The 25,348-nt window shown below is 71.6% G+C and carries 26 protein-coding genes; 18 read left to right on the forward strand and 8 right to left on the reverse strand.

What is annotated here, in order from left to right; genetic code table 11:
* Positions 1-48: 48 nt before the first annotated feature.
* Both ACNYC2_RS00665 and ACNYC2_RS00670 read right to left on the reverse strand, forming a co-directional pair.
* Complete coding sequence (locus tag ACNYC2_RS00665; protein ID WP_419705217.1) at positions 49-1,635, reverse strand: amino acid permease; 1,587 nt, start codon at positions 1,633-1,635, stop codon at positions 49-51.
* Positions 1,636-1,666: 31 nt separating this feature from the next.
* Positions 1,667-3,022 carry an aspartate aminotransferase family protein gene (locus ACNYC2_RS00670; RefSeq protein ID WP_419705218.1) on the reverse strand — a complete coding sequence of 452 codons (1,356 nt, stop codon included), beginning with the start codon at positions 3,020-3,022 and terminating at the stop codon, positions 1,667-1,669.
* A 274-nt stretch (positions 3,023-3,296) separates the two neighbouring features.
* On the opposite strand from ACNYC2_RS00670, the gene ACNYC2_RS00675 reads away from it, so the two are divergent.
* From ACNYC2_RS00675 to ACNYC2_RS00690, 4 genes are read left to right on the forward strand one after another with little or no spacing between them, the layout of a single operon-like run.
* Positions 3,297-4,436, forward strand: a complete 1,140-nt coding sequence (locus ACNYC2_RS00675; RefSeq protein ID WP_419705219.1) for a phosphotransferase enzyme family protein — start codon at positions 3,297-3,299, stop codon at positions 4,434-4,436.
* A 26-nt stretch (positions 4,437-4,462) separates the two neighbouring features.
* A complete protein-coding gene (locus ACNYC2_RS00680) occupies positions 4,463-5,902 on the forward strand; it encodes a serine hydrolase domain-containing protein (RefSeq protein WP_419705220.1) in 1,440 nt (479 codons plus the stop codon).
* A gap of 59 nt (positions 5,903-5,961) precedes the next feature.
* Positions 5,962-6,882, forward strand: a complete 921-nt coding sequence (locus ACNYC2_RS00685) for an ABC transporter ATP-binding protein (protein WP_419705221.1) — start codon at positions 5,962-5,964, stop codon at positions 6,880-6,882.
* Positions 6,879-8,039, forward strand: a complete 1,161-nt coding sequence (locus ACNYC2_RS00690) for an ABC transporter permease (protein ID WP_419705222.1) — start codon at positions 6,879-6,881, stop codon at positions 8,037-8,039. Before ACNYC2_RS00685 ends, ACNYC2_RS00690 begins: the two co-directional genes overlap by 4 nt.
* A 63-nt stretch (positions 8,040-8,102) precedes the next feature.
* Here ACNYC2_RS00690 and ACNYC2_RS00695 read toward each other — a convergent pair whose 3' ends face one another.
* A complete protein-coding gene (locus ACNYC2_RS00695) occupies positions 8,103-8,672 on the reverse strand; it encodes a DUF5063 domain-containing protein (protein ID WP_419705223.1) in 570 nt (189 codons plus the stop codon).
* Positions 8,673-8,704: 32 nt separating this feature from the next.
* Positions 8,705-9,307, reverse strand: a complete 603-nt coding sequence (gene recR / locus ACNYC2_RS00700) for a recombination mediator RecR (RefSeq protein ID WP_419705224.1) — start codon at positions 9,305-9,307, stop codon at positions 8,705-8,707.
* A 60-nt stretch (positions 9,308-9,367) separates the two neighbouring features.
* On the opposite strand from recR, the gene ACNYC2_RS00705 reads away from it, so the two are divergent.
* The 13 genes from ACNYC2_RS00705 to ACNYC2_RS00765 all read left to right on the forward strand — a co-directional run bounded on the left by ACNYC2_RS00705 (position 9,368) and on the right by ACNYC2_RS00765 (position 21,446).
* Positions 9,368-10,111, forward strand: coding sequence for a YqjF family protein (locus ACNYC2_RS00705; RefSeq protein WP_419705225.1), 744 nt, complete (start codon positions 9,368-9,370; stop codon positions 10,109-10,111).
* Between the two features lie 30 nt (positions 10,112-10,141).
* Entirely contained in the window at positions 10,142-10,915 is a 774-nt protein-coding gene (locus tag ACNYC2_RS00710; protein WP_116677108.1) for a TSUP family transporter, read from the forward strand.
* Between the two features lie 127 nt (positions 10,916-11,042).
* Complete coding sequence (locus tag ACNYC2_RS00715) at positions 11,043-12,320, forward strand: aspartate kinase (protein WP_377140041.1); 1,278 nt, start codon at positions 11,043-11,045, stop codon at positions 12,318-12,320.
* Position 12,321: 1 nt separating this feature from the next.
* Positions 12,322-13,422 (forward strand): aspartate-semialdehyde dehydrogenase, encoded by a 1,101-nt coding sequence (locus ACNYC2_RS00720; protein WP_419705226.1) that lies wholly within the window; start codon positions 12,322-12,324, stop codon positions 13,420-13,422.
* A 153-nt stretch (positions 13,423-13,575) separates the two neighbouring features.
* Positions 13,576-13,959 (forward strand): GntR family transcriptional regulator, encoded by a 384-nt coding sequence (locus ACNYC2_RS00725; RefSeq protein WP_377140047.1) that lies wholly within the window; start codon positions 13,576-13,578, stop codon positions 13,957-13,959.
* On the forward strand, positions 13,956-14,903 hold the full coding sequence (locus ACNYC2_RS00730; protein WP_419705227.1) for an ATP-binding cassette domain-containing protein: 948 nt from the start codon (positions 13,956-13,958) through the stop codon (positions 14,901-14,903). Before ACNYC2_RS00725 ends, ACNYC2_RS00730 begins: the two co-directional genes overlap by 4 nt.
* A complete protein-coding gene (locus ACNYC2_RS00735; RefSeq protein WP_419705228.1) occupies positions 14,900-15,691 on the forward strand; it encodes a hypothetical protein in 792 nt (263 codons plus the stop codon). The genes ACNYC2_RS00730 and ACNYC2_RS00735 overlap by 4 nt, the downstream gene beginning before the upstream one ends.
* Entirely contained in the window at positions 15,688-16,458 is a 771-nt protein-coding gene (locus ACNYC2_RS00740) for a hypothetical protein (RefSeq protein ID WP_419705229.1), read from the forward strand. The genes ACNYC2_RS00735 and ACNYC2_RS00740 overlap by 4 nt, the downstream gene beginning before the upstream one ends.
* A 20-nt stretch (positions 16,459-16,478) precedes the next feature.
* On the forward strand, positions 16,479-17,462 hold the full coding sequence (locus ACNYC2_RS00745; protein WP_419705230.1) for an ABC transporter ATP-binding protein: 984 nt from the start codon (positions 16,479-16,481) through the stop codon (positions 17,460-17,462).
* Positions 17,459-18,271: an ABC transporter permease gene (locus tag ACNYC2_RS00750; protein WP_419705231.1), complete on the forward strand. Its 813-nt coding sequence runs from the start codon at positions 17,459-17,461 to the stop codon at positions 18,269-18,271. Before ACNYC2_RS00745 ends, ACNYC2_RS00750 begins: the two co-directional genes overlap by 4 nt.
* An 86-nt stretch (positions 18,272-18,357) precedes the next feature.
* A complete protein-coding gene (locus ACNYC2_RS00755; protein WP_419705232.1) occupies positions 18,358-19,290 on the forward strand; it encodes a bile acid:sodium symporter family protein in 933 nt (310 codons plus the stop codon).
* Between the two features lie 19 nt (positions 19,291-19,309).
* Positions 19,310-20,041: a glutamine amidotransferase gene (locus ACNYC2_RS00760; RefSeq protein ID WP_419705233.1), complete on the forward strand. Its 732-nt coding sequence runs from the start codon at positions 19,310-19,312 to the stop codon at positions 20,039-20,041.
* A 295-nt stretch (positions 20,042-20,336) separates the two neighbouring features.
* On the forward strand, positions 20,337-21,446 hold the full coding sequence (locus ACNYC2_RS00765) for a 3-deoxy-7-phosphoheptulonate synthase (protein ID WP_419705234.1): 1,110 nt from the start codon (positions 20,337-20,339) through the stop codon (positions 21,444-21,446).
* Between the two features lie 107 nt (positions 21,447-21,553).
* Here the strand turns inward: ACNYC2_RS00765 and ACNYC2_RS00770 are convergent, their stop codons facing one another.
* Positions 21,554-22,135, reverse strand: coding sequence for a TetR/AcrR family transcriptional regulator (locus ACNYC2_RS00770; protein WP_419705235.1), 582 nt, complete (start codon positions 22,133-22,135; stop codon positions 21,554-21,556).
* Positions 22,136-22,219: 84 nt separating this feature from the next.
* Between ACNYC2_RS00770 and ACNYC2_RS00775 the strand changes: the two genes are divergently transcribed.
* Positions 22,220-22,582 carry a DUF4267 domain-containing protein gene (locus ACNYC2_RS00775; protein ID WP_419705236.1) on the forward strand — a complete coding sequence of 121 codons (363 nt, stop codon included), beginning with the start codon at positions 22,220-22,222 and terminating at the stop codon, positions 22,580-22,582.
* Between the two features lie 11 nt (positions 22,583-22,593).
* Here ACNYC2_RS00775 and ACNYC2_RS00780 read toward each other — a convergent pair whose 3' ends face one another.
* The 3 genes from ACNYC2_RS00780 to ACNYC2_RS00790 form a co-directional block, all read right to left on the reverse strand.
* A complete protein-coding gene (locus ACNYC2_RS00780) occupies positions 22,594-23,181 on the reverse strand; it encodes a DUF4232 domain-containing protein (RefSeq protein WP_419705237.1) in 588 nt (195 codons plus the stop codon).
* Between the two features lie 63 nt (positions 23,182-23,244).
* On the reverse strand, positions 23,245-24,054 hold the full coding sequence (locus tag ACNYC2_RS00785) for a hypothetical protein (protein ID WP_419705238.1): 810 nt from the start codon (positions 24,052-24,054) through the stop codon (positions 23,245-23,247).
* A gap of 22 nt (positions 24,055-24,076) precedes the next feature.
* Positions 24,077-25,312: an NAD(P)/FAD-dependent oxidoreductase gene (locus tag ACNYC2_RS00790; protein ID WP_419705239.1), complete on the reverse strand. Its 1,236-nt coding sequence runs from the start codon at positions 25,310-25,312 to the stop codon at positions 24,077-24,079.
* Positions 25,313-25,348: the final 36 nt, after the last annotated feature.

A 25,348-nucleotide genomic window follows, 5' to 3' on the forward strand; every position in this document is an offset into this window, starting at 1 on the left:
ACCTGCTGCCAGGATGGTGCTGAGCCTGGCAGCAGATGCATGGTCATCTCATGCGCTGACGTCGGCTGCTGCGGCCTTCGGCTCAGTGGCGCCGTCGGCGTCCTCGCTGCTCGTCCCGGAGACACCGCCGGCCGCCGAGAGCCCGCCCGACATCGCGTACTCCTCCTCGGGCGACAGCACCAGCCGCTTGCGCCCCACCAGCGCGAACATGACGAGCCCCACCACGAAGACGACCAGGAACGTCACCACCGCCACCTGGAACGCGCTGTTCAGCACGATGCCGAGGAACGCCGCCACGGAGATCACACCGGCCACGACGGCGCCCCAGATACCGGTCGGGCTCCGGTAGGGCCGCACGGCGTCGGGGAACTTACGGCGCAGCAGCACGAACGACACCATCTGCATGACGTACGAGATCACCGCGCCGAACACCGCGATGAACAGGATCACGCCCGACGCCGCCCCCGCCGACTCCGGGCTGATCGCCGGGACCACGAGGAGCACCAGGGTCAGGATCACGAGGCCGAGCACCGCCGTCGCGACCAGCGCCACCCAGGGCGTCCTGTGCTTGGCGCCGGTGAGCGAGAGGAACGTCGGGTAGTAGCCCGCCCGCGAGAGCGAGTACAGGTTGCGCCCGGCGGCGAACAGGATGCCCTGGAGCGACGCGAGCAGCGCCACGAGCGCGAGCAGCGCCAGCACGCCTGCCACCTCCTCGGGCAGGAACGCCCGGAAGCCGGCCAGCAGCGGCTCGTCGCCGTCGCCGGGTGACACGGTGATGGCGGCCGAACCCGTCACCGCGGGGTTGAGGAACAGCACCATCAGGCCGAAGACCGCGAGCGTGACGACGCCCCAGACCGAGGCCTTGGGGATGTCGCGGGCCGGGTCGTGTGCCTCCTCGGCGGCGAGCGGCAGCTCCTCGATCCCGAGGAAGAACCAGATGGCGAACGGCAGCGCGTAGAGGATCCCGATGGTGCCGAACGGGAACAGCTCGGTACCGCCGTCGGCGGGCACTATGTCGTTCAGGCGGGAGAAGCCGACGGCGCCGGACGCGAGGGCGGCCACCGCGAAGAACGCCAGCACCGCGAGCGAGACGACGGCGACCACCACGGCCAGCCGGAAGCCGACGTGCGCACCGAGGGCGTTGATCGCCACGAAGGCCACGTACAGCACGATCCACCACGCCCACTGCGGCAGCAGCGACTGCCCCATGAAGGCGCTCAGTGCGGCGTCCGCGTACACACCGGAGAACCAGACGATGACGGCGGTGGTCACGACGTACTCGATGGTCTCGGCGAACCCGGTGACGAACCCGCCCCACGGCCCCATCGCGGCGCGCGCGAACGAGTACGCGCCGCCGGTGTGCGGCATGGCCGCGGACATCTCGCCGATCGAGAAGATCATCGTGAAGTACATGACCGTCACGAGGACCATGGCGACGAGCATCGGGACCCAGCCCGTGGTGCCGAGACCCACGTTCCAGCCGGAGAACTGACCGGAGATCACCGCGGCGATCCCGATGCCCCACAGGCCCCAGAACCCGGCGCTGCGCCGGAGCTGCCGCTTCTCGAAGTACTGGCCGTCGGCCTGGGTGTAGGTGACGCCCGCGGTTCCGGGCGTCGTTCCGGTGGTTGCCATGCGGTCCTCCAGTGAGTTCAGTGACCGGGAGTCAGTGGCCGAGCGCCGTGAGCGCGTCGGTGAAGCCGTCGATCAGGCGGTCGAGGTCCTGGTCGTCGAACACGAGGGGCGGGCGCAGCTTGAGCACGTTGCCCGGCCCGCAGACGGAGGTGAGGATCCGGCGCTCGCGCAGCGCCTCGACGACGTCGAGGGCGGCCGCGACGTCGGGCGCCCTGGTCTCGGGGTCGGTGACCATGTCGACGCCGACGTAGAGGCCCGCGCCGCGCACGTCGCCGACGCGCGGATGGTCCGCGGCGGCCTCGCGCAGGGCGGCGAGCATCCGTGCGCCGACGCGGGCCGCGTGCTCCTGGAGCCTGTCCTCCTGGAGCACGTCGAGCACGGCCTGCGCGGCCGCCATCGACACGGGGTTGCCGCCGAAGGTGTTGAAGTACGGGATGTGGTCGCCGAACGAGGCCAGCACGTCGGCCTGCGCGACCACCGCGCTGACCGGGATGCCCGCGGCCATCGGCTTGCCGAGGGTCACGATCTCGGGCACGACGCCGTGGCGCGCGAACCCCCACATCGCGTCGCCCGTGCGGCCGAACCCCGGCTGCACCTCGTCGGCGATGAACACACCGCCGGCGCGCCGCACCACCTCGATCGCGGGCGCCAGGAAGCCGGCGTCGCCCGCGGGATCGGTGAACACGCCGTCGGACGAGAAGATCGAGTCGGCCAGGAAAGCGGCCAGACGTACGCCACGCCGCTCCAGGTCGGCCACCTGCCGGGCCACCTGGTCGGCGAACCACCGGCCCAGGTCCTCGGCGGCGACGGGCGCCCGGTACGGGTCGGGGGCCGGGACGGTCCGCACGTCGAGCGCCAGGTCCTGCCCGGAGCCCAGGGCGGGCGACAGCGACGACGTCAGCTCGGTGTTGCCGTGGTAGGCCTCGGCGCTGACGATGACGCCGGTACCGCCGGTGTGCGCGCGGGCCACGCGGACGGCGAGGTCGTTGGCCTCCGAGCCCGTGCACAGGTACATGACCCGGTAGTCCTCGGCCGGCATCGTGGCCAGCAGCGCCTCGGAGTAGTCGACGATCCGCTCGTGCACGTACCGCGTGTGCGTGTTCAGGGCCGCGGCCTGCTTCGCGATCGCGTCCACGACCCGGGGGTGCCCGTGCCCCACCGAGGCCACGTTGTTGTACACGTCGAGGTAGTCGTTGCCGTCGGCGTCGAAGACGTGGGCGCCGCTGCCCCGCACCAGGTGCACGGGCTCGCGGTAGAAGAGCCGGTAGGCCGAGCCCAGGACGCCCGACCGCCGGTCCACCAGCTCAGCGGTCCGGGGCGGCAGGCCGCCGGTGGGGTCACCGGGCCGGAAGGCGTTGGTGTCCATGATCGTCGACCGAGTCGCCACGGCAGTGCTCCTCACGTTGCGTCCCACCTCGCGTCCCAGGAGGGATCCACGGCCGCCCGGCCGTCCGCGGGACGGTCCCCATCGTGGCGGCGGCGTGTACCCCGGGCGCAGCCTGGCGATGACGGTCGCGTAACCGTTCGGCGCAATACCCGCCCGGCTTGTTTCGTGCCGGTGACTTGCGTGAATTCCCCGTTGCGCCCCTTGTCCGCCGCCGCCCGGCGGAGCACCATGGCAGCGGCCGCCCGCCTCCGCTCCCAGCCTGAGGAGCAACCACATGCCCGCCACCGCCGCAGCGCAGTCCGCACCAGGTCCGCAGCCACCCACCCCGCCTGCGGCGCTCGCCGCGTTCGACGCGCTGGTCCCCGGGGACCTGGCGCCCGGCTGGCTCCGCGACGGCGTGACCGCGTCCTGGCAGTTCGGGTCCGTCCCCGGCGGCGAGGTCGCCATGCGCCTCATCACCGTCTCCGAGAACGCGACGTTCCTCGTGACCGCCGACGGCGAGCCGGCCGCCGTCGTGCGGGTCGCCCGTCCCGGGTACCTGGCCGGGGCCGAAGCGTTCGAGTCCGAGGTCGCCTGGGTCGCTGCGCTCGCCGCCGACGGCGTCTGCCAGGTGCCCGCCGCGCTGCGCACGCGGTCCGGCACGTTCTGCGCGGCCCTGGCCTCCGACGACGGCACGGACTGGTGGTGCGTCGCCTACGGCTACGTCTCCGGGCGCATCCTGGAGGACCTGTTCAGCGACGCCGGTTCCGGCGCGAGCGGCGCGGCCGCCGACCCGACGTCGTACTGCCGCGAGATCGGCGCCATCAACGCCCGGCTGCACGAGCACGCGCTCGCCTGGGTCCCGCCGGCCGGCTTCGCCCGCCACTCGTGGGACGTCCCGGACATGCTCGGGCCGACGGCGCGCTGGGGACGCTGGGAGGACGCCGTCGACGACGGCGCGGAGCGCACCCTGCTGGAGGAGGCCCAGGCGGCGGCGCTCGAGGTCGTCGGCCGGGCCCCGCGCGACACCGCCGCCTGGGGGCTGGTGCATGCGGACCTGCGGCCGTCGAACATCATGATCGACCCTTCGGCCGGCTCAGGAGGCGGCGGGCTGACCGTCATCGACTTCGACGACTGCGGCCACACCTGGTTCCAGTACGACTTCGCGGCCGCGCTGAGCTTCCTGGAGCACACGCCGGAGGCGCCGACCATGGCCGTGGAATGGCTCGCCGGGTACACGTCCGTGCGGCCGCTGGCGCGGGACGCCGTCGAGCTCGGGTGTGCGCTGTCCATGGTGCGCCGCCTGCAGATGCTGGGCTGGACCACCACCCACCGCGCCGACGCCCTGCCGCCGGACCTCTGGTCCGCGCAGGTGCCCGGCACGCTCGAGGTGGCCGAGTCCTACCTCCGCAACCCGAGCTGGTTGCTGGCCTGACGCCCGGCCCGGGTATCGTGCCCGGCATGTCTCGGATCCTGCCCCGGTCCACCCCGCTGGCCGAGGGCGTCGAGCCCGCAGCGGTGCGGCGCCTGATCGACAGTCTCGACCGTATCGAGGACGTGCACGGCGTGCTGGTGCTGCGGCACGGACGCGTCATCGCGGAGGGCGGGTGGCATCCGCACACCGCCGATCGGCCGCACACGATGTTCTCGGTGAGCAAGAGCTTCACGTCGACGGCGGTCGGGATCGCGGTCCACGAGGGGCTCCTGACGGTGGACGACCACGTGCTCGACCTCCTGCCGGACGACGCTCCTGCCGACCCGGGCGAGCACCTCCGCGCCATGCGCGTACGCGACCTGCTGACCATGACGACGGGCCACAGCGCCTCGACCATGGAGGGCATCAACCGCACGATCTCGCTGCCCGGTGCCGGCTGGGCCCGCGCGATCCTGGCGCAGCCGGTGGAGCACCAGCCGGGCACGCGCTTCGTCTACAACACCGGGGCGACCTACCTGCTGTCGGCGATCCTGCACCGGCTCACGGGCGAGCGCCTGCTCGACTACCTGACGCCTCGCCTGCTGGCTCCGCTGGGCATCACGCACGCCGAGTGGGAGCAGGACCCGGACGGCATCGACACGGGCGGGTTCGGCCTCTCGATCACCATCGAGGAGATGGCCGCGTTCGGCCAGCTCTACCTGCGGGGCGGTGTCTGGGAGGGGAAGCAGCTCGTCCCGGCCGAGTGGGTGGCGGAGGCGACGGCGAAGCAGGTCGAGAACGGCCCGAGCGACTGGCTCGACTGGAACGAGGGCTACGGCTACCAGTTCTGGCAGTGCCGGCATGGCGCCTACCGGGCCGACGGCGCCTTCGGGCAGTACATCCTGGTCTGGCCGGAGAAGGACATGGTGATCACCACGACCTCGGGCCTGTCGGACCTGCCGTCGGTACCGCAGGCGGTATGGGACGCGTTCCTGCGCGACGACGCCTGGGCCACGCCGACGGACGCCGACGCCGCGAAGCCAGAGGGAGAGGCCCCGCTGGAGCTCGCGCTGCGCACGCCGGTAGGGGCGGAGTCGACCCCGGTCGAGGACTCGCTCCTCGGCGTGACCTACGACCTCGAGCCGAACCCGCGAGGCTTCAGCGCCCTCGCTCTCGGCCGCGGCGCGGACGGGCGGACCGAGGTGGCCTTCACCGTCGACGGCGTGGACCTCGTGGTGCCGTTCGGCTACGAGGAGTGGAGCCCGGGAACCTCCTCGTTCCTGGGCGCACCGGCCGACGTGGCGACCGCGGCGGCCTGGACCGACGAGCTGACGCTGCGCGGCCGCATGATCTTCCTCGGTACACCGTTCGAGCTGCGCCTGGAGCTGCGGTTCTCCGGCGAGGACGTGGCCGTGCTGGTCGACCAGAACGTCGCCTTCGGTGACCGGGGCGTGCTGGACGTTTCCGGCAAGGCGCGCCGGACCTGACACCGGAGTCATCCCCGGGGCTGACGGCCGTGGGGCCTCGGCCGCGCTAGTGTCCCGTCATGACACCAGACGGTGGTATCCACGCGCACGGCGTGCGGCGTTCGTTCGGTCCGGTGCACGCGGTGGCCGACGTCGACCTGGTCGCCGCACCCGGTCGGGTCACCGCGCTCATCGGACCCAACGGGTCGGGCAAGACGACCCTTCTGCTCATGCTCGCCGGTCTCCTGGCGCCCGATGCGGGGAGCATCCGCATCGCCGGTGCGGACCCGGTCGCGGAGAACTACGCGGCCCGCTCGCGGACCGGCTGGATGCCCGACGTGTTCGGCACCTGGGACTCCCTCACGGCGCGTGAGATGCTGACGACCGTCGCGGCGGCGTACCGGCTCGACGCCGCCGCCGGCCGGGACCGCGCGAGCGAGCTGCTCGCGCTGGTGCACCTCTCCGAGCTGGCCGACCAGCCCGCGCACGTCCTGTCCCGCGGCCAGAAGCAGCGGCTCGGCCTGGCCCGCGCGCTGGTGCACGACCCGGACGTCCTGCTCCTCGACGAGCCCGCCTCGGGCCTGGACCCGCGCTCCCGGGTGGACCTGCGCGTACTGCTCCGGCAGCTCGCGGCCGAGGGCAAGACGATCCTGGTCTCCTCGCACGTGCTCACCGAGCTCGACGAGATGGCCGACGACGCGGTGTTCATCTCGCGCGGCCGCACCGTCGACACCCGGTCCGTCGCCGACGGCGACCGCCCGCGGGCGTGGCGCCTGACCGGCCTGGACCCCGCAGCCCTCGCGACCTGGCTGGACGAGAACGGTCCCGCCTATCGCAAGGAGGCCGACGGGCCCGGCGTCCTCGTCGACCTGGCCGGGGACGTGGCAGCCGCCGCGCTGCTGCGGTCCGCGGTCGAGGGCGGGGTCGCGGTGTCGAGCCTCGCCCCGGCCGGCGGCGTGCTGGAACAGGCCTACCTGGCCCTCGAGGAGGAGCGACGATGAGCGTTGACGTAGAGGTCGTCGGATCCGCGCCGGCCGCCGGCGGAGCACCCCGCGGGCGCGGCACCTGGTCCCTGTCCTGGCACGGCCTGCGGACCGTGACGGTGCTGGAGCTGCGGCAGCGCGTCCGCTCGACACGGTGGAAGACCGCGCTGATCGTCTGGTTCGTGGTGGTCGGCCTGATCACCCTCCTGACCACGGGTGCGTTCCGGATGCTCTCCGGCGACTCGGCCATGTCCGGTGGCGTCTCGTACGGCGGGACGGTCTACAGCATCGTCGTCGGCTTCGTGCTGTTCCTGGGCCTGCTGGTGGCGCCGACCCTGTCGTCGGGTGCGATCAACGGCGACCGGAACGCGGGCACCCTCGCGACGCTGCAGGTCACGCTGCTGTCGCCCGCCGAGATCGTGCTCGGCAAGCTCGCGGCCGCCTGGATCGCGGCGCTCGCGTTCCTCGTCGCGAGCGTCCCGTTCCTCGTCTGGGCGCTGCTCGGGGGCGGCGTGCACTGGCTCGCGCTGCTGACCACCGTGCTCATGCTGGCGCTGGTGCTGGGCGTCGTGTGCGCCATCGGGCTGGGCTTCTCGGCCCTGGTGAGCAAGACGTCGGGGTCGGCCGTGCTGACGTACCTGACCATCGGCGCGATCACCGTGGCGCTGCCGATCCTGTTCGGCCTGCTGGTACCCGTCACCAGCACCACCGAGGAGGTCAGGGTCTGGGACGTCGAGGCCGGTTACGACTGGGAGGAGACCACCGCACCCGAGTGCGAGTGGCGGACGCACGAGCTGCCCGTGTGGCACAGCGAGCGCACCTGGTGGCTGCTGGCCCCGAACCCGTTCGTCGTGGTCGCCGACGCGCAGCCCCTCCGGGGCGACGTCGAGACGCTGGCCAACGAGGGGAACATGCTCGCGACGCTCCAGTACGGCGTCCGGTACGCGCGGACCGGTAACACGGGCCCGCAGGACTGGTGCAGCGACTTCGTGTACGAGAACGGCCGAGAGGTCCGGCCGGACTCCCCGGTGGAGCCGGTCCAGGTCACCGACCAGCTCGTGTGGCCGTGGGGCCTCGGGTTCGACCTGCTGCTCGGCGCGGCGGGCGTCCTCGTGGCGGTCAACCGCCTGCGGATCCCGACGGCCGAGCTGCCGCAGGGCACCCGGGTCGCCTGACACACCGTTGGTCGAGCTTGTCGAGACCTGGCGAGGTCTCGACAAGCTCGACCAACGTTCTCGTCAGGAGTGGAGGGCGTCGTACTCCGCCTCGGCGGCTACGTCGTCCTCCACATCGAGGCGCACGTGCGCCAGCAGCCCCTGCAGCACGCGCAGGGCGGACGCCGCGCGCTCGCCCCACAGCGAGAAGTAGGAGAACTGCCACCACCACAGGGCCTCGAGCTCATGGCCGCTGTCGAAGTGCTGCAGGCCCTTGGCCAGCGCCTCGGCGACGCACGCGAGGTCGCCGGACAGCGACGCCGAACCGATGTCCTCGCTGAGCACCGGGTCCACGACCTCGGTGTAGTCGTCGAACCCGTCGAACATCTTGGACAGGGCCTCGCGCAACGGGTCGAGGTCGGTGTCGGGCCCGGCGTCGGGCTCGTAGCGTTCCTTGGGCACCACGTCCACGATCGCGGCAAGCCGCGCCCCCGCGGCCAGCAGGTCGGACGACGCCAGCACGAGCAGCGAGAGCTCCGCCCCCGGCATCCCTCCGGACGCCACCTGGGTCACCGTCGAGAGGAACGTCCGTGCCTGTGCGGACACCTGGTCTGCGACCTCGCCGAGGTCTGATCCAGGGGTTATCTCACTCATCGTGATCCCACCTACTTGTCGTTGCCGATGCTCTACTTGTTGGCGATGACGCGGCGGCCTTCGAACGCGCGACCGAGCGTCACCTCGTCCGCGTACTCCAAGTCTCCACCCACGGGGAGACCCGAGGCCAGCCGCGAGACAGTGATACCCATGTGGGCCATCAGTCGGGAAAGATAGGTCGCCGTGGCCTCTCCCTCGACGTTCGGGTCGGTCGCGAGGATGACCTCCTGCACCGTCCCGTCCGCGAGCCGGGCCAGGAGCTCGCTGATGCGCAGGTCGTCCGGCCCGACGTTCTCGATGGGATTGATGGCCCCGCCGAGCACGTGGTAGCGCCCGCGGAACTCCCGGGTGCGCTCGATCGCGACCACGTCCTTGGGCTCCTCCACGACGCAGATCACGTCGTCGCTGCGCCGCGGGTCGAGGCAGATGCGGCAGCGCTCCGACTCCGCGACGTTGCCGCAGAGCTCGCAGAACCGGACGCGCAGCTTCACCTCGGTGAGCGCGTCGACCAGCCGCTTGACCTCCTCGTTGTCGGTCGCGAGCAGGTGGAACGCGATGCGTTGCGCGCTCTTGGGCCCGACGCCGGGAAGCCGGCCGAGCTCGTCGATCAGGTCTTGGACCGCGCCTTCGTACACAAGAGGTCACCCTACGGGTCGGCACCGACATCCGGACGGCGAGACTGGTACGTTCCCCGCGTGACAGACCCCGAGGCGCGGACCGGGAAGTTCCTCGCGGCGCAGTGGCGCCGCCTGGTGATGCTCAACTACGAGGTGGATCCCGCCGTCCTGCGGCCGCTCGTGCCGCGTGGCGTCGAGCTCGACACGTGGGGCGGCAGGCACTTCGTCAGCGTGGTCGGGTTCCAGTTCCTCGACACCCGACTGCTCGGCGTCCCGGTCCCGTTCCACCGGGACTTCGACGAGATCAACCTGCGGTTCTACGTGCGCCGCCGGGCGGACGACGGCTGGCGGCGCGGCGTCGTCTTCGTCAAGGAGATCGTGCCGCGCCCGGCGCTGGCCGCCGTGGCCCGCGCCGTCTACGGCGAGAAGTACGTGGCGCGGCCGATGCGGCACCGGATCGACCTCGCCCCCGACCGCGACACCCCGGACGGCGTCGTGGAGTACTCGTGGCGCGACGCCGGGGCCTGGCACCACGTCCGGGCCACCACCCAGGGCACCGCGCAGCCGCTCGTCGAGGGCTCCCAGGAGCAGTTCATCACCGAGCACTACTGGGGCTACGCCGCGCAGCGGGGCGGCGGCACCGTCGAGTACCGCGTCGAGCACCCGAGCTGGCACGTCTGGCAGGCCACCGAGCCGGGCCTCGACTGCGACGTCGAGCAGGTGTACGGCCGGGCGTTCGTCGAGAGCCTCGCCGCCGAACCGGTCTCGGCCTTCGTCGCCGACGGCTCTCCGGTCGTCGTCCGGCGTGGTACGCCGCTGTAGGACGAGCCGCCGTTCGAGCACAATGCACCCGTGCCCGAACTCGATCTCCTCACCATCGTCCTCCTCCTGCTCGCCGGCCTCGCCGCCGGGTGGGTCGACGCCGTAGTCGGCGGAGGCGGGCTGATCCAGCTGCCCGCGCTGCTGCTCGTCCCGGGCATCAGCCCCGTGCAGGCCCTGGCGACGAACAAGCTCGGCAGCATCATGGGCACGTCCACCAGTGCCATCACCTACTACCGGCGGGTCCAGCCCGACCTGCGTACCGCCGGCCCGATGGCGCTCGCGGCCCTGGCCGGAGCGTTCGGCGGCGCGATCGGCGCCTCGTACATCCCGGAGCAGCTCTTCAAGCCCATGATCCTCGTCGTGCTCGTCGGGGTGCTGGCATGGACCCTGCTCAAGCCGAACGTCGGCCAGCACGACAACCTGCGGTGGGTCGGCAACGGGCACAAGCGCATCGCCGCCGTGATCGGCCTGCTGATCGGCGCGTACGACGGGCTGCTCGGCCCCGGGACGGGCACGTTCCTGGTCATCAGCCTCGTGAGCGCCCTCGGGTACTCGTTCCTCCCGGCGTCGGCCATCGCGAAGATCGTGAACTTCGCGACCAACGCGGGCGCCCTGATCTTCTTCGTGCCGAGCGGAGCCGTCATCTGGAGCCTCGGCCTCGGGCTCGGCGTGGCCAACCTGATCGGGGCCTACATCGGCGCCCGGATGGCCGTGGCCAAGGGCTCGAAGTTCGTCCGCGTGGTGTTCGTCGTCGTGGTCGGCGCCCTGATCGCCCGCCTGGCCTGGGACGTCTTCGCCGGATAGGGCCGTCCGTCCCGCACGGTGAACATCACATCCGCCCGGGATGCCCGCCGTCGTACCATCGATTCGCAAACCCAACCACCCGGCGGGCCGTTGAAAGAGACGGAGGCCGGCAACGGAAGGCAGGCGCATGGCTCTTGTCGTGCAGAAGTACGGCGGATCCTCGGTCGGGGACGCGCGCAGCGTGAAGCGCGTCGCGAAGCGGATCGCCGAGGCGAAGCGAGCGGGCAACGACGTGGTGGTCGTGGTGAGCGCCATGGGCGACACCACCGACGAGCTCCTCGACCTCGCGCAGCAGATCACCCCGCTCCCGCCCAAGCGGGAGCTCGACATCCTCCTCACCGCCGGCGAGCGCATCTCGATGTCGCTCCTGGCGATGGCGATCACCAACCTGGGCGTGAAGGCCAAGTCCTACACGGGCCAGCAGGCCGGCGTCATCACCGACGCGGTGCACGGCCGGGCACGGATCGTCGACGTCGTGCCCCACCGCATCCGCGAGACGCTCGACAGGGGGCAGGTCGCCATCGTGGCCGGCTTCCAGGGCGTCACCGAGTCCACGAACGACGTCACCACGCTCGGCCGCGGCGGCTCCGACACCACCGCGGTGGCGCTCGCGGCCGGTCTGAACGCCGACGTCTGCGAGATCTACACCGACGTCGACGGCATATTCACCGCCGACCCGCGCATCGTGCCCGCCGCCCGCAAGATCGACCAGGTCAGCTACGAGGAGATGCTGGAGCTCGCGGCCTGCGGGGCGAAGGTGCTGGCGCTGCGCAGCGTCGAGTACGCGCGCCGGTACAACGTGCCGGTGCACGTCCGCAGCTCGTTCAGCGCCCACGACGGCACGCTCGTGGTCGCGGCAGAGAAGAAGTCGAAGGAGAACCCCATGGAAGCACCGATCATCTCCGGCGTGGCGCACGACCGTTCCGAGTCCAAGATCACCGTCATCGGCGTGCCGGACGTGCCGGGCATGGCCGCCCGCATCTTCGAGGTGGTGGCCGGGGCGGGCGCGAACATCGACATGATCGTGCAGAACGTGTCCGCTGCCGCGACGGGCCTCACCGACATCTCGTTCACGCTGCCCGACGGTGACGGCCCGGCCACCATGGCGGCCCTCACCGCGGTGCAGGGCGAGGTGGGCTTCGACTCCCTGCAGTTCGACGACCAGATCGGCAAGCTCTCGCTCGTGGGCGCCGGCATGAAGTCGCACCCCGGTGTCTCGGCGCGGCTGTTCGGCGCGCTGCGTGACGCCGGTATCAACATCGAGATGATCTCCACCTCGGAGATCCGCATCTCGGTGGTCACTCGTGAGGACTCGCTGGACGACGCCGTGCGCGCCGTCCACACCGCGTTCGAGCTCGACGGCGTCGACGGCGAAGCGGTCGTCTACGCGGGAACGGGGCGCTGACATGGCACAGATCAACGATCACGGCGTGCACGTCGCAGTCGTCGGGGCCACCGGCCAGGTCGGCGCCGTGATGCGCCGCCTGCTGGAGGAGCGGGAGTTCCCCGTCGCCTCCGTCCGGTTCTTCGCGTCCGCGCGTTCCGCGGGCAGCACCCTGCCGTTCGCCGGGTTCGACGTCCCGGTGGAGGACCTCGCCGCGACCGCGACGGACGACCTCGCCGACATCGACATCGCCCTCTTCTCCGCGGGCGGTGGCACGTCGCGCGAGCACGCGCCACGGTTCGCCGAGGCGGGCGCCCTCGTCGTCGACAACTCGTCTGCGTGGCGGCTCGACCCCGAGGTGCCGCTCGTCGTGTCCGAGGTGAACCCGGAGGCGATCAGCGAGGCGGCCAAGGGCATCGTGGCCAACCCGAACTGCACCACGATGGCCGCGATGCCGGTGCTCTCGCCGCTGGCGCAGGCGGCCGGGCTGGAGCGGCTGCGCGTGGCGACCTACCAGGCGGTGTCCGGTTCCGGGCTCTCCGGGGTGGAGGAGCTGGCGGGGCAGGTGCGGTCCGCCGTCGGGCAGGACCTCGAGGGCCTGGTGCACGACGGCGGGTCCGTCGACCTGCCCGCCCCCAAGCAGTACGTGGCGCCCATCGCGTTCAACGTGCTCCCGCTGGCGGGCAATCTGGTCGACGACGGTTCGGGCGAGACCGACGAGGAGCAGAAGCTCCGCAACGAGTCCCGCAAGATCCTGGGCCTGCCCGGCCTGGCCGTCGCAGGCACCTGCGTGCGCGTCCCGGTGTTCACGGGGCACTCGCTGTCGATCCACGCGGAGTTCGCGCGTCCGATCACCCCGGACGAGGCCCGCGAGCTCCTGGCCGGCGCACCCGGCGTCCAGCTGGCCGACGTCCCGACGCCGCTCGCGGCGGCCGGCGTCGACCCGTCCCTGGTGGGCCGCATCAGGCAGGACCAGTCCGTCCCGGACGGTCGCGGCCTGGTCCTGTTCGTCAGCAACGACAACCTCCGCAAGGGCGCAGCCCTGAACACGATCCAGATCGCCGAGCTCATAGCGGCCGACCTGGCCGAGCTCCAGACCCTGGACGCCGCTGACGACGCCTGACCGACGACCGGCCGCCACGAGGGGCGGGGGAGCGTGCGCACATCGCGCATGCTTCCCCGCCCCTCGTTCTTTCTTCCTCCGCACAGGGCCTTGCGCGCAGTCATGACGTATGGTTCATTAGTCAAGTAACGAACCAACGAAGGGGGTGAGCCGGTGTTCGACGGTCCCGAGCCGATCTATCTCCAGATCGCGCAGATGATCCGCGCGCAGGTGCTCGCCGGTGAGCTGAAGGAGGAGGAGCAGGTCATGTCCACCACACAGTTCGCGACGACGTTCCGCATCAACCCGGCGACCGCGCAGAAGGCGTTCGCGGGACTGGTCGACGAAGGCGTGCTCTACAAGCGCCGGGGTCTCGGGATGTTCGTCGCGCCGGGCGCCAGGGAGCGCCTGCTCGACGACTACCGCAAGAGCTACTTCGAGGAGGTCCTGGCGCCGGCCCTGCAGCAGGCGGACATCCTCGGGATCTCCACCGACGAGGTGGTCGCCTACGTGCTCGGCGCGAACGGCCGGCGCAAGCCAACCACGGAGGAGTCATGACCACGGCACCGTTCGGCGCCCGCCTGGACGACGTCGTCGTCCACTTCGGCACGAGCTACCGGATGCAGCAGAACGGCATCCCGATCAAGGACGACGCGAGCACCGCGCTCGACGGCGCCACGCTCACCATCCGACCCGGGGTCATCACCGGGGTGCTCGGCCGCAACGGCGCGGGCAAGACGACGATGCTCTCGCTGCTGGCGGCGTTCACCCGCCCGACGAGCGGCGCCGTCGTCGTCGGGCCGGAGGGCGCTCAGGAGGACCCGTGGGAGAACCCCTGGATCACCTCGGGCACGCAGCTCGTCCGCGAGAGCGGTGACCTCATGACCGAGGAGAAGGTCGCCACGTCGCTCAAGTACTACGCCGACATGCGGCCCGAGTGGAGCGCCGAGACGGCCGGGCGCCTGCTGGACCTGTTCGAGGTCGACGTCCGCAAGAACCCGTCCGCGCTGTCGCGCGGCAAGCGGTCGGCGGTCGGGGCGACCCTCGGTCTGGCCGCGCGCGCACCGCTGACGATCTTCGACGAGGTGTACCTCGGCATGGACGCGCCCACGCGGTACGCGTTCTACGACGAGCTCCTCGCCGACTACGCGGAGCACCCGCGCACGATCCTCCTCTCCAGCCACCTGGTCGAGGAGGTCGAGCGGCTGTTCGAGGACGTCGTGGTCATCGACCGCGGGCGCGTGCTCCTGGCCGAGTCCGCCGACGAGATGCGGGCGCGCGGGTTCAGCCTCACCGGCACCAAGGACGCCGTCGAGCGGATCGCCGGCGGACGCCGGGTGCTGCACCGCCAGCAGCTCGGCACGACCGTCCAGGTCACGCTGGAGGGAGCACTCGAGGCCGACGAGCTGACGGCGGCCCGCGCCGCGGGCGTCGAGGTGGGCGCCGTGCCGGTGCAGGACCTCTTCGTCCGGCTCACCGGCCAGGGGAGCGTGCAGTCATGAGCGCCGGGACGACCCACCCCGTCACCGCCGCTACCGGCAGGGAGGAGCTGGTCCGCGCGGCCGAGCGGCGCGGCGCCCGTCAGGCCGCCGCGGTCAGCGTGCGGGTCGTCAGCGTCGTCGGCGGGTGGTACTGGGCGATCTTCACGGTCGTCGCCGTGTCGGTCGTCGTGGGCAGCGTGCAGTTCGGCTCGGGCCTGGACCAGGGCGTCGTCGATGCCCAGATAGGCGGCTCGTCCCGGTGGTTCATGATGGTGCTCGGCACCATCGTCCCCGCCGCGTACCTCCGGCTGCACGTCGCGGCGGGCGGCACCCGCCGGTCGCTCGTGACCGGGACCGTCCGGGGCGGCATCGTCGGCGGCGCGCTGATCGGCCTGGTCACCGCGGTGTACATGGTCGGCGAGCGCGCGCTGTTCGGGGCGCTCGGCCTGACCTGGTCGCGCGAGTACGGGCTGCCGGTGGACGGCTACGCGGGCATCGCGCTGACGCTCCTCACCGAGGCGCTGGTCGCCGCCACCTACTACCTGGTGGGTGCCGCTGTCGCCGCCGGCTACTACCGCCTCGGCATGGTGCGGGGCACGGTCTACGTCCTCGCGGCGCTCGTCCCGGCGGCGCTCGTCGACCTGGCGTCGCACACCGGCGTCATGTCCCTGATCGTGGGCCTCGACAACCTGCCGGACGGCGGACCCGGCGTGCTGCTGGGCTTTGCGGGCGGCGCGGTCGCCATCGGGCTCGCCGCCTGGCTGCTCAGCGTCCCGCTGCGCTCCGTCGCCCTGCGGCCCACGCCATGAGGGCCCTCGACCGGGCCGCGCACCTGCGCGGCTTCGCGGCCGCGAGCGGGCGGCTCCGTCGCTCCGGCCTCACCATCGGGATCTGGTTCTGGGCCGTCTACGCGCTCTACGCCGCCGGGATCACCGTCGGCAACGCCGTGGCAGGCAACGACCTGGAGATCAGCGCGCTCGACGCCACGCTCGGCGCGTCCCGCTGGCCCATGATCACGCTCGGCGTCCTCGCGTCGTCCGCGATCCTGACGCTGCACGTGGCCGCCGGCGGCAGCCGCCGGTCCCTCTTCGGGGGCGTGGTCCGCGGCGCGGTCGTCGTCGGCGTGCTCCTTGGCGTCGTCACCACGCTCGCCCTGCTGGGCGAACGCCTCCTGAGCACCTCGCTCGGGATGACCTGGCGCAGGCTCGGCGCCCTGCCCTTCGACTCGCCCGCCACGGTGGTCGGCACCGCCGTCGCCGAGTCCCTCGTCCTGATCACCTACGTCCTCGTCGGTTCGTGCATCGCAATCGGCTTCACGCACTCCAAGGCCTGGGGCACGCTCCTGATGCTCCCGCTCGCCGTACCCGCCGTCCTCGTCGACCTCGCGACCCGGACCGGCGTGGTCGGCACGATCGCCAACGTCGAGCTCCGGCCCGACCTCGACCACGCCGAGGTGCCCGCCTCCGAGGGACTGCTGACCATGCTCATCGGCCTCGGCGGAGCGGCGCTCGCCGTCGCCCTGGCCGCCGTCCTGCTCTATGCCCTGCTGCGCACGGCACCCGTGCGTCCCCGCTGAGATCTGACCAAGGAGCACTTATGACGTCCCCAGTCGTCGAAGTCAGTCAACTCCGCAAGACCTATCCCGCGGCCAAACGCGGCGGCACCCCCAAGACCGCCGTCGTCGACGTGTCCTTCCAGGTCGCCCGAGGTGAGATCTTCGGGATCCTCGGCCCCAACGGCGCAGGCAAGACCACCACCGTCGAGTGCGTCGCCGGGATCCGGCACGCCGACGGCGGCACCGTCCGCGTCCTGGGGCACGACACCCAGGCCGATCCCGGACTGATCCGCGAGCACGTCGGCGTGCAGCTCCAGGAGGCCGCGCTGCACGACAAGATCACCGTCGCCGAGGCGCTCGAGGTCTTCGGCTCGTTCTACTCCCAGCGCGCGGACTCGGCGGAGCTCCTCGACCTGCTCGACCTGACCGCGCACCGCCACCAGCAGTTCGGCAAGCTGTCCGGCGGCCAGAAGCAGCGGTTGTCCATCGCGCTCGCGCTGGTCGGCAAGCCGCAGGTGGCCATACTCGACGAGCTCACCACCGGACTCGACCCGGCGGCCCGCCGCGCCACCTGGGAGCTCGTGGAGCGCGTCCGGGACTCCGGGGTCACGGTCCTGCTGGTCACCCACTTCATGGACGAGGCCGAACGGCTCTGCGACCGGCTCGTCGTGATCGACGGCGGCCGCGTCGTCGCCGAGGGAACGCCGTCGGCCCTGATCGAAGGGCTGGAGGGCGACAGGGGAGTCCGGCTCCGCTTCGCCGACGACGGCGCCCGCGCTCGGGCCACCCAGCTCCTCACCACGCTCGCCGAGCGGGACGACGACGTCAGCGCCGCCGTACCCGTCGGGGACGAGATCGAGGTGACCGGCACCCGCAAGGTGCTGTTCGCCGTCGTGCAGGCGCTCGCCGCCGCCGACGTCGTCCCCGACGACGTGCGCACGCTCGAGCGCACCCTCGAGGACGTGTTCGTCCAGGTCACCGGCCGGGAGTACCGGGCGAACGAGAACGAGGAGGTGGCGGCATGACCGCCGTCGAGACCACTGTGCCCGCACGGGCGGGCCGTGGCGGAACGCAGGTTCGCGGCTTCGGGACGCTGTTCCGCACCGAGCTCAAGGTGTGGCTGCGTGAACCGAGCGGCGTGTTCTTCGCGCTGGTCTTCCCGAGCATGCTGCTCCTCGGCCTCGGCCTGGCCATCCCGGGCTTCCAGGAGCCGATGACCGACGCGCCGCCGCCCTGGAACGAGGCGCCGGGAATCACCGGCTACCTGCCCACGGTCATCGCACTGGCCGTCGGGACGATCTCGCTGACGACCATGCCCGTGCAGTTCGCGACCTTCCGGGAGAAGGGCATCCTGAAGCGGCTGTCGACCACACCGATGCCGCCGCAGAACCTGATCGGCGCACACATGATGATCAACGTGCTGGCGCTGATCGTCTCGGCCGGAGCGGCGGTGGTCGGCGGCATGGTGGTGCTCGGCGTGCCGTTCGCGGCCGACCCGCTGGTCGTCCTGCTCGTCCTCGTGCTCTCGACGACCGCCATGTTCTCGCTCGGGCTGCTCGTCGCGGCACGCGCGGAGAAGGGCCAGACGGCGTCCGGCCTGGGGATGCTCATCTACTTCCCGTCCCTGATGTTCTCCGGGGTGTGGGTGCCGCTGCCGATCATGCCCGAGTGGATGCAGAACATCGGTCTCTACCTGCCGCTCGGCGCCTCGGCCCAGGGGCTGACGGTCGGCTGGTTCGGCAACGAGGGCTTCCCGCTGGCGCAGGTCATGGTGCTGGCCGCGTGGACGCTCGTGCTCTTCCCGCTCGGCGTGAAGCTGTTCCGCTGGGAATGACCACCTGACGGACCCGGCCCGGAATTCACCCGGGCCGGGTCTAGGGTGACCCGGCCGATGTCGAGGCCGACACCCGGGAGGAACACGTGGGAACGTTGCGGAAGATCGCAGAGCTGGTCGGGCGCTGGTTCGCCGTACTGGTGCTGCTGGCCGGAGTCGCGGGGCTGCTCGCCCCGACCCAGCTCGCGCCCCTCGCGGGACACATCCCGCTCTTCCTCGGAATCGTCATGTTCGGCATGGGGCTGACCCTGCGCGGCGGGGACTTCGCCCTCGTGGCCAAGCGCCCGTGGGCGGTGCTGATCGGCGTCGTGGCCCAGTTCGTCATCATGCCCTCGCTCGCCTGGGCAGTGGGCGGGCTCTACGGCCTCACCGGCATGGCGATGCTCGGCATGGTCCTCGTCGGGGCCGCCCCTGGCGGCACCGCCTCCAACGTGATCGTGTACCTCGGCAAGGGCGACACCGCCCTGTCGGTGACGATGACCGCCATCTCCACGCTGCTCGCGCCGTTCCTCACGCCCCTGCTCATCCTGTGGCTCGCCGACGAGGCCCTGGACATCAGCTTCATGGACCTGTTCGGCTCGATCCTCCAGGTGGTGCTCGTCCCGGTGCTCGCCGGCATCGTCGTGCGCGCAATCGCCGGGAGGCTCGTCGAGAAGCTGCTGCCCTACCTGCCCATCGTCTCCGTGGGCGGCATCGTCCTCGTCGTGCTCGGCGTGGTCGCGGCCAACGCCCAGACGGTGCTCTCCACCGGGCTGCTCCTGGCGCTCGCGGTCATCACGCACAACCTGCTCGGGCTGCTGCTCGGGTACGGAGCGGCGAAGCTGGCGCGCCTGGACCGGCCGGCGCGCCGCGCGGTCAGCATCGAGGTCGGCATGCAGAACTCGGGCCTCGCCGCGAGCCTCGCGGCCACCCACTTCACGCCCGCCGCCGCGCTGCCCGCCGCGCTCTTCTCGGTGTGGCACAACCTGTCGGGAGCGGCCCTGGCGACGTGGTGGGCGCGCCGTCCCGGGACGCGCTGATCTCCCCTACTCTCTTGTCATGAAGCCGTTTCTGCTGCTGGCGACGCGCGGAGAAGACGTGGCCGCCGACGGTGAGTACGAGGCGTTCTGCCGCTATGGCGGCCTCGCGCCGGAGCAGCTGCACCGGGTGCGCCTGGAGCGCGACCCGCTGCCGCCCGTCGACCTCTACGACTACTCGGGTGTGCTCGTCGGCGGGGGACCGTTCAACTCCTCGGACCCGTCGGAGAAGAAGGGCCCGGTGCAGGTCCGTGTCGAGGCGCAGCTCGCTGCGCTGCTCGACGAGCTGGTCGCCCGCGACTTTCCCTTCCTCGGCGCCTGCTACGGCGTCGGCACGCTCGGTGCGCACCAGGGCGCCGTCATCGACGGGACGTACTCGGAGCCGGTGGGCCCGGTGGTCGTGGAGCTGACGCCGGACGCGGCGTCGGACCCGCTGCTGGCGGGCATGCCGCAGAGCTTCTCCGCGTACGTCGGCCACAAGGAAGCGGTACGCAAGCTGCCGGACCACGCGGTGCTGCTCGCCTCGTCGGCGGGCTGCCCGGTGCAGATGTTCCGGATCAAGCAGAACCTCTACGCGACGCAGTTCCACCCGGAGCTGGACGGCATGGGCATGGCCCAGCGGATCGCCGTCTACCGCGACTACGGCTACTTCCCGCGGGACGAGGCGGAGCTCGTCCGCGCACGGGCGGTCGCCGTGACCATCACCGAGCCGATGCGCATCCTGCGGGCGTTCGTGGAGCGTTACTCCCGTTAGTGGTGTGGCCAGGCGTAACTGTGACCGACCGCATCCTGGAACCAGGTGGACAGCCTGTGGGGGTGGGGCTACCGTTTTCGCTGTGGACATCCGTTGGTATTGGCGCTTTACGTCGGCTCCTGGTGGGGCTCGGCGGGCGCACGCCTGACCAACTTTCCACCCGGAGCCAGGGCCTGGGACGCCGATCGCGTCCAGGCCCTTCGTCTTTGCCAGACGGACCGCTCCGGACCAGGAGTCGGTGGCGGGCCGTCCGGTTCCTTCGAACCAGACCCGCCTACCAGGAGCCCCGATCCCGATGAGCATCACGCCTGCGGAACCCAGCACCGAGACCACTGAGCTCGGTACCCGCACCTCCGACCTGCGCATCCGCGCTCTCGACCCGCTCCCCGCGCCGAACAGCCTGCTGGAGTCGATGCCGCTCGGCACCGCCCGCAGCGACCTCGTCACGACGTCCCGCCGCGAGGTGCGCGACGTCCTGACCGGCGACGACGACCGCCTGCTGACGATCGTCGGCCCGTGCTCCGTGCACGACCCGGTCGCCGCGCTCGACTACGCGGCACGGCTCGCCACGCTCCGGCGCGAGCTGTCCGACGACCTGGTCGTCGTCATGCGAGTGTACTTCGAGAAGCCGCGCACCACGGTCGGGTGGAAGGGCCTCATCAACGACCCGCACCTGGACGGCTCGCACGACGTGCGGCACGGCCTGAGCCTCGCCCGCGAGGTCCTGCTCGGCGTGCTCGACGCCGGCGTCCCGGCCGGGGCCGAGTTCCTCGAGCCGACCAGCCCTCAGTACATCGCCGACGCCGTGACCTGGGGCGCCATCGGTGCCCGCAACGTCGAGTCGCAGGTGCACCGGCAGCTCGCCTCGGGCCTGTCGATGCCTGTCGGGTTCAAGAACGCGACGGACGGCGACGTGCAGATCGCCGTCGACGGCTGCATCACCGCCGCGAGCGAGCACACCTTCTTCGGGGCTGACGGCGAGGGCCGTGCCGCCGCCGTCGAGACCACCGGTAACCCGGACTGCCACGTGATCCTGCGTGGTGGCCGCTCGGGCCCCAACTACTCGACCGAGGACGTCGCCGCCGCGCTGCGCGTGGCACGCACCTCCGGGCTGGGCGGCCCCGTCGAGAACGGCGTGATCGTGGACGCGAGCCACGGCAACTCGGGCAAGGACCACGTGCGCCAGGCCGGCGTCGTGCACGAGATCGCCAACCGCATCGCCGACGGCGAGCGGGGCATCACCGGTCTCATGATGGAGAGCTTCATCGAGGCCGGCGCGCAGAAGCCCGCCCCGCTGTCCGAGCTCGTCTACGGCCAGTCGGTCACCGACAAGTGCATGGACTGGGACACCACGGAGGACCTCCTCCGTGAGCTGGCGAAGGCCGTCCGCGAGCGTCGCGGCTGAGATTCGCTGGGCTCGCTGGTCGAGCCCGCTGATCCGTTGGTCGAGCTTGCCCATCCGCTGGTCGAGCTTGTCGAGACCCGTCTCGGCGAGCTCGACCAGCGGCGTCGTCAGCCCGCGGCCGGCGCGAAGCGGCCGACCAGCAGGTCCAGCCGGTGGTCGTGTGCCTCGGCAGGCAGCCGGCCGCTGCGTTCCAGCATCGCGATGCCGTGCAGACCGGCCCAGAAGGTCTCGGTGAGGATGCCGGGATCGTCGTCCCCGGCCAGCGGCCGGACTGCCTGAAGCAGCTCGTCGAAGCCGTCGCGTAGGTACGCCGGCCCGTCGGGGCTGGCGAACGTCAGATCGACGGCGTGCGTGAACATCGCGTCGTAGAGCGCGGGCCGCTTCTGGGCGAAGTCGGTGTAGGCCGCCGCCACGGCGGCGAGGGCCTCGCGCGTTCCCCGGGCTGCGGTCCGAGCGGCGCGCACCTCGACCGCCAGCTCCTCGAAGCCCTGGACGGCGACCGCCGTCATGATGGCGCCCTTGCCCTTGAAGTGGCTGTAGAGAACAGGCTGGCTGTACTCGATCTCTGCGGCGAGCCGCCGGGTGGTGACCGCCTCCCACCCCTCGGCCTCGGCCAGCTCCCGGGCAGCGGTGACGATCATCTGTTCCCGCTGCGCCCGCTCGCGCTCACGGCGCGTCTCAATCGTCATGAGCAGATCCTAGCGCTGCTAGGCAATCTGCTCTCGCTCTGCTAGCGTTGCTACATCAACTATCAGCGCTAGCAAGGAGTTGTCATGACCGTTGTTGCGTACAGCCTGGCCGTAGTCCTGAACCTGTTCATCCTGTTCATCGGGGCGCGGTTCCTGCTCCAGCCCTTCCCCGCCGCCGCCGGCTACGGCGTCCCCGCGACGCAGGACCGGGCCTACCTCGAGATCAAGGGGCTTCGCGATGCCACCTTCGGCATCGTCGGTCTCGCGCTGCTTGCCTTCGCGGGGCCGCTCGCCGGGGCCTGGTTCATGCTCGCCGTGGCGATAGCCCCGCTCGGCGACACGGTGATCGTGCTCCGCCACGGTGGGAGCAAGGCCGTCGCGTTCGGGGTCCACTTCGCCACAGCCGTCGTCGTGCTCGTGAGCGCGGGGCTGCTGTTCGCGGTTTGAGGCGGCAGGGGTCAGCCGGCCGTCAGGGGGTCCTCGGGCGGCGGGCCGGCCTGGGTCCACGGGCTCTGGCGCACCTCGGCACCGTCGAGGACGTCGAGGCCCGACGCCCGCGTGCCGTCCGTGGTGGCGTCGAGCCGGACCGGCTCGGCGCCGGCGACGGGGGTGACCTCGACCGTCGTGGTCGTGTCCGGGTCGTTGACCGTGGACATCGCGCGCCACAGGAAGGCGGACAGGACGTACTCGCCGTCGGGCACCACCACGCGGGCGGGTCCGACGTCGCCCAGGGTGATAGTGACGTTCTCCTGCGCCTGACCGGCCTCGTTGCGGAAGATCAGGTCCGGGACGTCCTCGATCGCGCACGGCGCGCCCGACATGTTGCGGGCGCGCACGTGCGCCGCACGCGTGCCGAGCGAGGAGTCCACGACGCCGAAGGTGACCTCGAGGTCGTCGCCGGTGCAGTCGGGGGCGGCGGGGTCGGCCGGCCACGGCGCGGCGCCTTCGGGTAGCGGGAGGGCGTCGGTGTCCCGGGCGCGCGGTTCGAGACCAGAGACCCAGCCGGTCGTCTCGGTCTGTTCGGCGTCGACAACCGTGTAGGCCACGTGGTTCCCGCTCGCTCGTGCGTACTCCTGTCGGTCGAGCCACCGGTGGAGCGCGGTGAGGTCCTACGCGGGCGACGTCGTGTCGGCCCGTACGGTCAGCCGCCGCTCCTGGGTCAGGTACGTCGCGCTACTGACGTCCGGACGCTCGGCGGCGGCGACCAGCAGGGCCACGGCGCCGACGTCGGGCACCCGGCCCGCCGACCGGAAGTCGGCGCCGGACGCGGAGAGATCGGCGGAGCGGTCGAGCTCGACGGCGGTGCCGGCCAGGCCCGGCAGGGCATCGACGGACAGGGCACGGACCTGGGCCGTCGCTGCGCTCGGGTCGTCCTCCCAGGTGCCGGGGCCGTCACCGAGGCTGATCGTCACCGAGACGGCACCCGCCTCTCGCAGGTGGAAGGCGTCCGTCGCGGCGTCGCGCACCACCTTCGTCGTGGGACCGGCACCTGTGGTGACGTGCAGCGACGGGCCTTCGCCGTACCCGCCCTGCGTGGCGCCCGACCCCTCGGTCTCCGTGTAGTACTCCACGGACAGCGAGACCTGGTCACGGCTCTCCAGCAGGTCGGCGTCGGCCGCGAGGAGCGACTGTGCCTCTGCGGTGACCGCCCCGGCGCCGTCCGCCCCGAGCGTCTCGTCCAGCCTGACCCTCACGCTCACCGTGCTCGGCGCGGCCTGCTCACGCTGCCCGAAGTTGCCGCTGGGGGGCTCGATCGGGCTGCTCCTGGTGACCTCGACGGCGACCACGCCGTCCAGGTCGCGCACCGAGTCGGCGGCCGTCCGGATCTCGGCCGGGGGCTGCCCCGTGCCCGGGGCGCAGCCGGCGAGCACGAGAGCGGAGACGGCGGCGAGCACGAGGGCCCGGTGGAGTGGCGACACACGGGAATGGTGCCACCCGTGATCAGCCGACGAAGCCCTCCAGCTCGGCCGTCGACACCTTCTTCCGGGACCTGATCAGTTCCTCCACACGCCCCATCTGCTCCCACACGTTCACCGCCATGCCGGCCGCCACCTGCCCGTCGACGCGCCAGAACGCCACGAACTCTCGTGAGCCGGCGTCGCCGGAGATCACTACGTCGTCGTAACCGGCCTCGACATCCACCCAGCCGGTGTACTCCATGCCGACGTCGTACTGGTCGCTGTAGAAGTAGGGCAGCTTGTCGTACTGGTCGGTAGCCCCGAGCATGGCCCGGCCCGCATGCGAGCCGGTCCGCTGGGCGGTGGCCCAGTGCTCCACCCGGAGCGGACGCCCGTAGTGGGGCGACGGAATGCTGGCCACGTCACCTCCAGCGAACACGTCGGGGTGTGACGTCGCCAGCGTGCCGTCCACGACGACGCCTCCGCCCTGCGCCGCCGGACGGACGTCGAGGCCCGCGACCTCTGCGAGCCCGACATTCGGCGTGGCACCCACGCCGATCACGACGACATCGGCTCCGACGTGCCTTCCGTCCGACAGGTCGACGCCGGTGACGCGGCCGTCGGCGCCGTGGATCCGCGTGACGGAGGCGTTGCGGAGCAGGTGGACCTCGTGCTCGGCGTGCACACCCGCGTAGAAGTCGCTCATCTCGGGCCCGAGCACCCGTCCGAGGGGGTGGGAGCCCCGACCGACCACGGTGACGTCCAGGCCCAGGGACCGTGCCGATGCGGCCACCTCGAGCCCGATCCACCCGTCGCCGATCACGACGAGGCGGCCCACGCCCTCCAGGGACGCCTCGAGCAGCGTGCTGGAGATGCGGTCCGAGTCGTCGATGGTGCGGAGGTAGTGCACTCCGGCGAGATCCGCACCGGGCAGGCCGAGCGCCCGCGGCGTGGACCCGGGGGCGAGGAGCGCCTTCGCGAAGGCGAGCGTGCCGCCGTCGGACAGGGTCAGGGTGTGTCCGACCGCGTCCAGCCCGACCACCGTCTCGTTGACCTGGACGGTGACGTCGTGCTCGGCGTACCAGGCCTCGTCCAGCGGGAAGACGACGTCCCGCTCCGACTCGCCGCGTAGGTAGTCCTTGCTCAGCGGCGGGCGCTCGTACGGATGGTGGGGTTCGGCCGTGACGACCACCAGGTCGCCGTCGTAACCACCGGTGCGAAGCGCTTCTGCGGCGCGGGCTGTGGTCAGCCCGCCACCGACGAGGACATACGGATCCATCGAGGCCTCCCGTGCTGGGTTGGTCCCAAGTCTTGC

The organism is Promicromonospora sp. NFX87 (assembly GCF_048564965.1).
Lineage (GTDB): Bacteria > Actinomycetota > Actinomycetes > Actinomycetales > Cellulomonadaceae > Promicromonospora.

Bases quoted from the DNA above. Each gene is read 5' to 3' on its own strand.
- ACNYC2_RS00715 (WP_377140041.1), top strand. From the start codon at position 11,043: ATGGCTCTTGTCGTGCAGAAGTACGGCGGATCCTCGGTCGGGGACGCG.
- ACNYC2_RS00790 (WP_419705239.1), bottom strand. From the start codon at position 25,312: ATGGATCCGTATGTCCTCGTCGGTGGCGGGCTGACCACAGCCCGCGCC.
- ACNYC2_RS00690 (WP_419705222.1), top strand. From the start codon at position 6,879: ATGAGCGTTGACGTAGAGGTCGTCGGATCCGCGCCGGCCGCCGGCGGA.
- ACNYC2_RS00735 (WP_419705228.1), top strand. From the start codon at position 14,900: ATGAGCGCCGGGACGACCCACCCCGTCACCGCCGCTACCGGCAGGGAG.
- ACNYC2_RS00675 (WP_419705219.1), top strand. From the start codon at position 3,297: ATGCCCGCCACCGCCGCAGCGCAGTCCGCACCAGGTCCGCAGCCACCC.
- ACNYC2_RS00730 (WP_419705227.1), top strand. From the start codon at position 13,956: ATGACCACGGCACCGTTCGGCGCCCGCCTGGACGACGTCGTCGTCCAC.
- ACNYC2_RS00665 (WP_419705217.1), bottom strand. From the start codon at position 1,635: ATGGCAACCACCGGAACGACGCCCGGAACCGCGGGCGTCACCTACACC.
- ACNYC2_RS00765 (WP_419705234.1), top strand. From the start codon at position 20,337: ATGAGCATCACGCCTGCGGAACCCAGCACCGAGACCACTGAGCTCGGT.
- ACNYC2_RS00745 (WP_419705230.1), top strand. From the start codon at position 16,479: ATGACGTCCCCAGTCGTCGAAGTCAGTCAACTCCGCAAGACCTATCCC.
- ACNYC2_RS00720 (WP_419705226.1), top strand. From the start codon at position 12,322: ATGGCACAGATCAACGATCACGGCGTGCACGTCGCAGTCGTCGGGGCC.
- ACNYC2_RS00695 (WP_419705223.1), bottom strand. From the start codon at position 8,672: ATGAGTGAGATAACCCCTGGATCAGACCTCGGCGAGGTCGCAGACCAG.
- ACNYC2_RS00750 (WP_419705231.1), top strand. From the start codon at position 17,459: ATGACCGCCGTCGAGACCACTGTGCCCGCACGGGCGGGCCGTGGCGGA.
- ACNYC2_RS00760 (WP_419705233.1), top strand. From the start codon at position 19,310: ATGAAGCCGTTTCTGCTGCTGGCGACGCGCGGAGAAGACGTGGCCGCC.
- ACNYC2_RS00680 (WP_419705220.1), top strand. From the start codon at position 4,463: ATGTCTCGGATCCTGCCCCGGTCCACCCCGCTGGCCGAGGGCGTCGAG.
- ACNYC2_RS00770 (WP_419705235.1), bottom strand. From the start codon at position 22,135: ATGACGATTGAGACGCGCCGTGAGCGCGAGCGGGCGCAGCGGGAACAG.
- ACNYC2_RS00775 (WP_419705236.1), top strand. From the start codon at position 22,220: ATGACCGTTGTTGCGTACAGCCTGGCCGTAGTCCTGAACCTGTTCATC.
- ACNYC2_RS00740 (WP_419705229.1), top strand. From the start codon at position 15,688: ATGAGGGCCCTCGACCGGGCCGCGCACCTGCGCGGCTTCGCGGCCGCG.
- ACNYC2_RS00685 (WP_419705221.1), top strand. From the start codon at position 5,962: ATGACACCAGACGGTGGTATCCACGCGCACGGCGTGCGGCGTTCGTTC.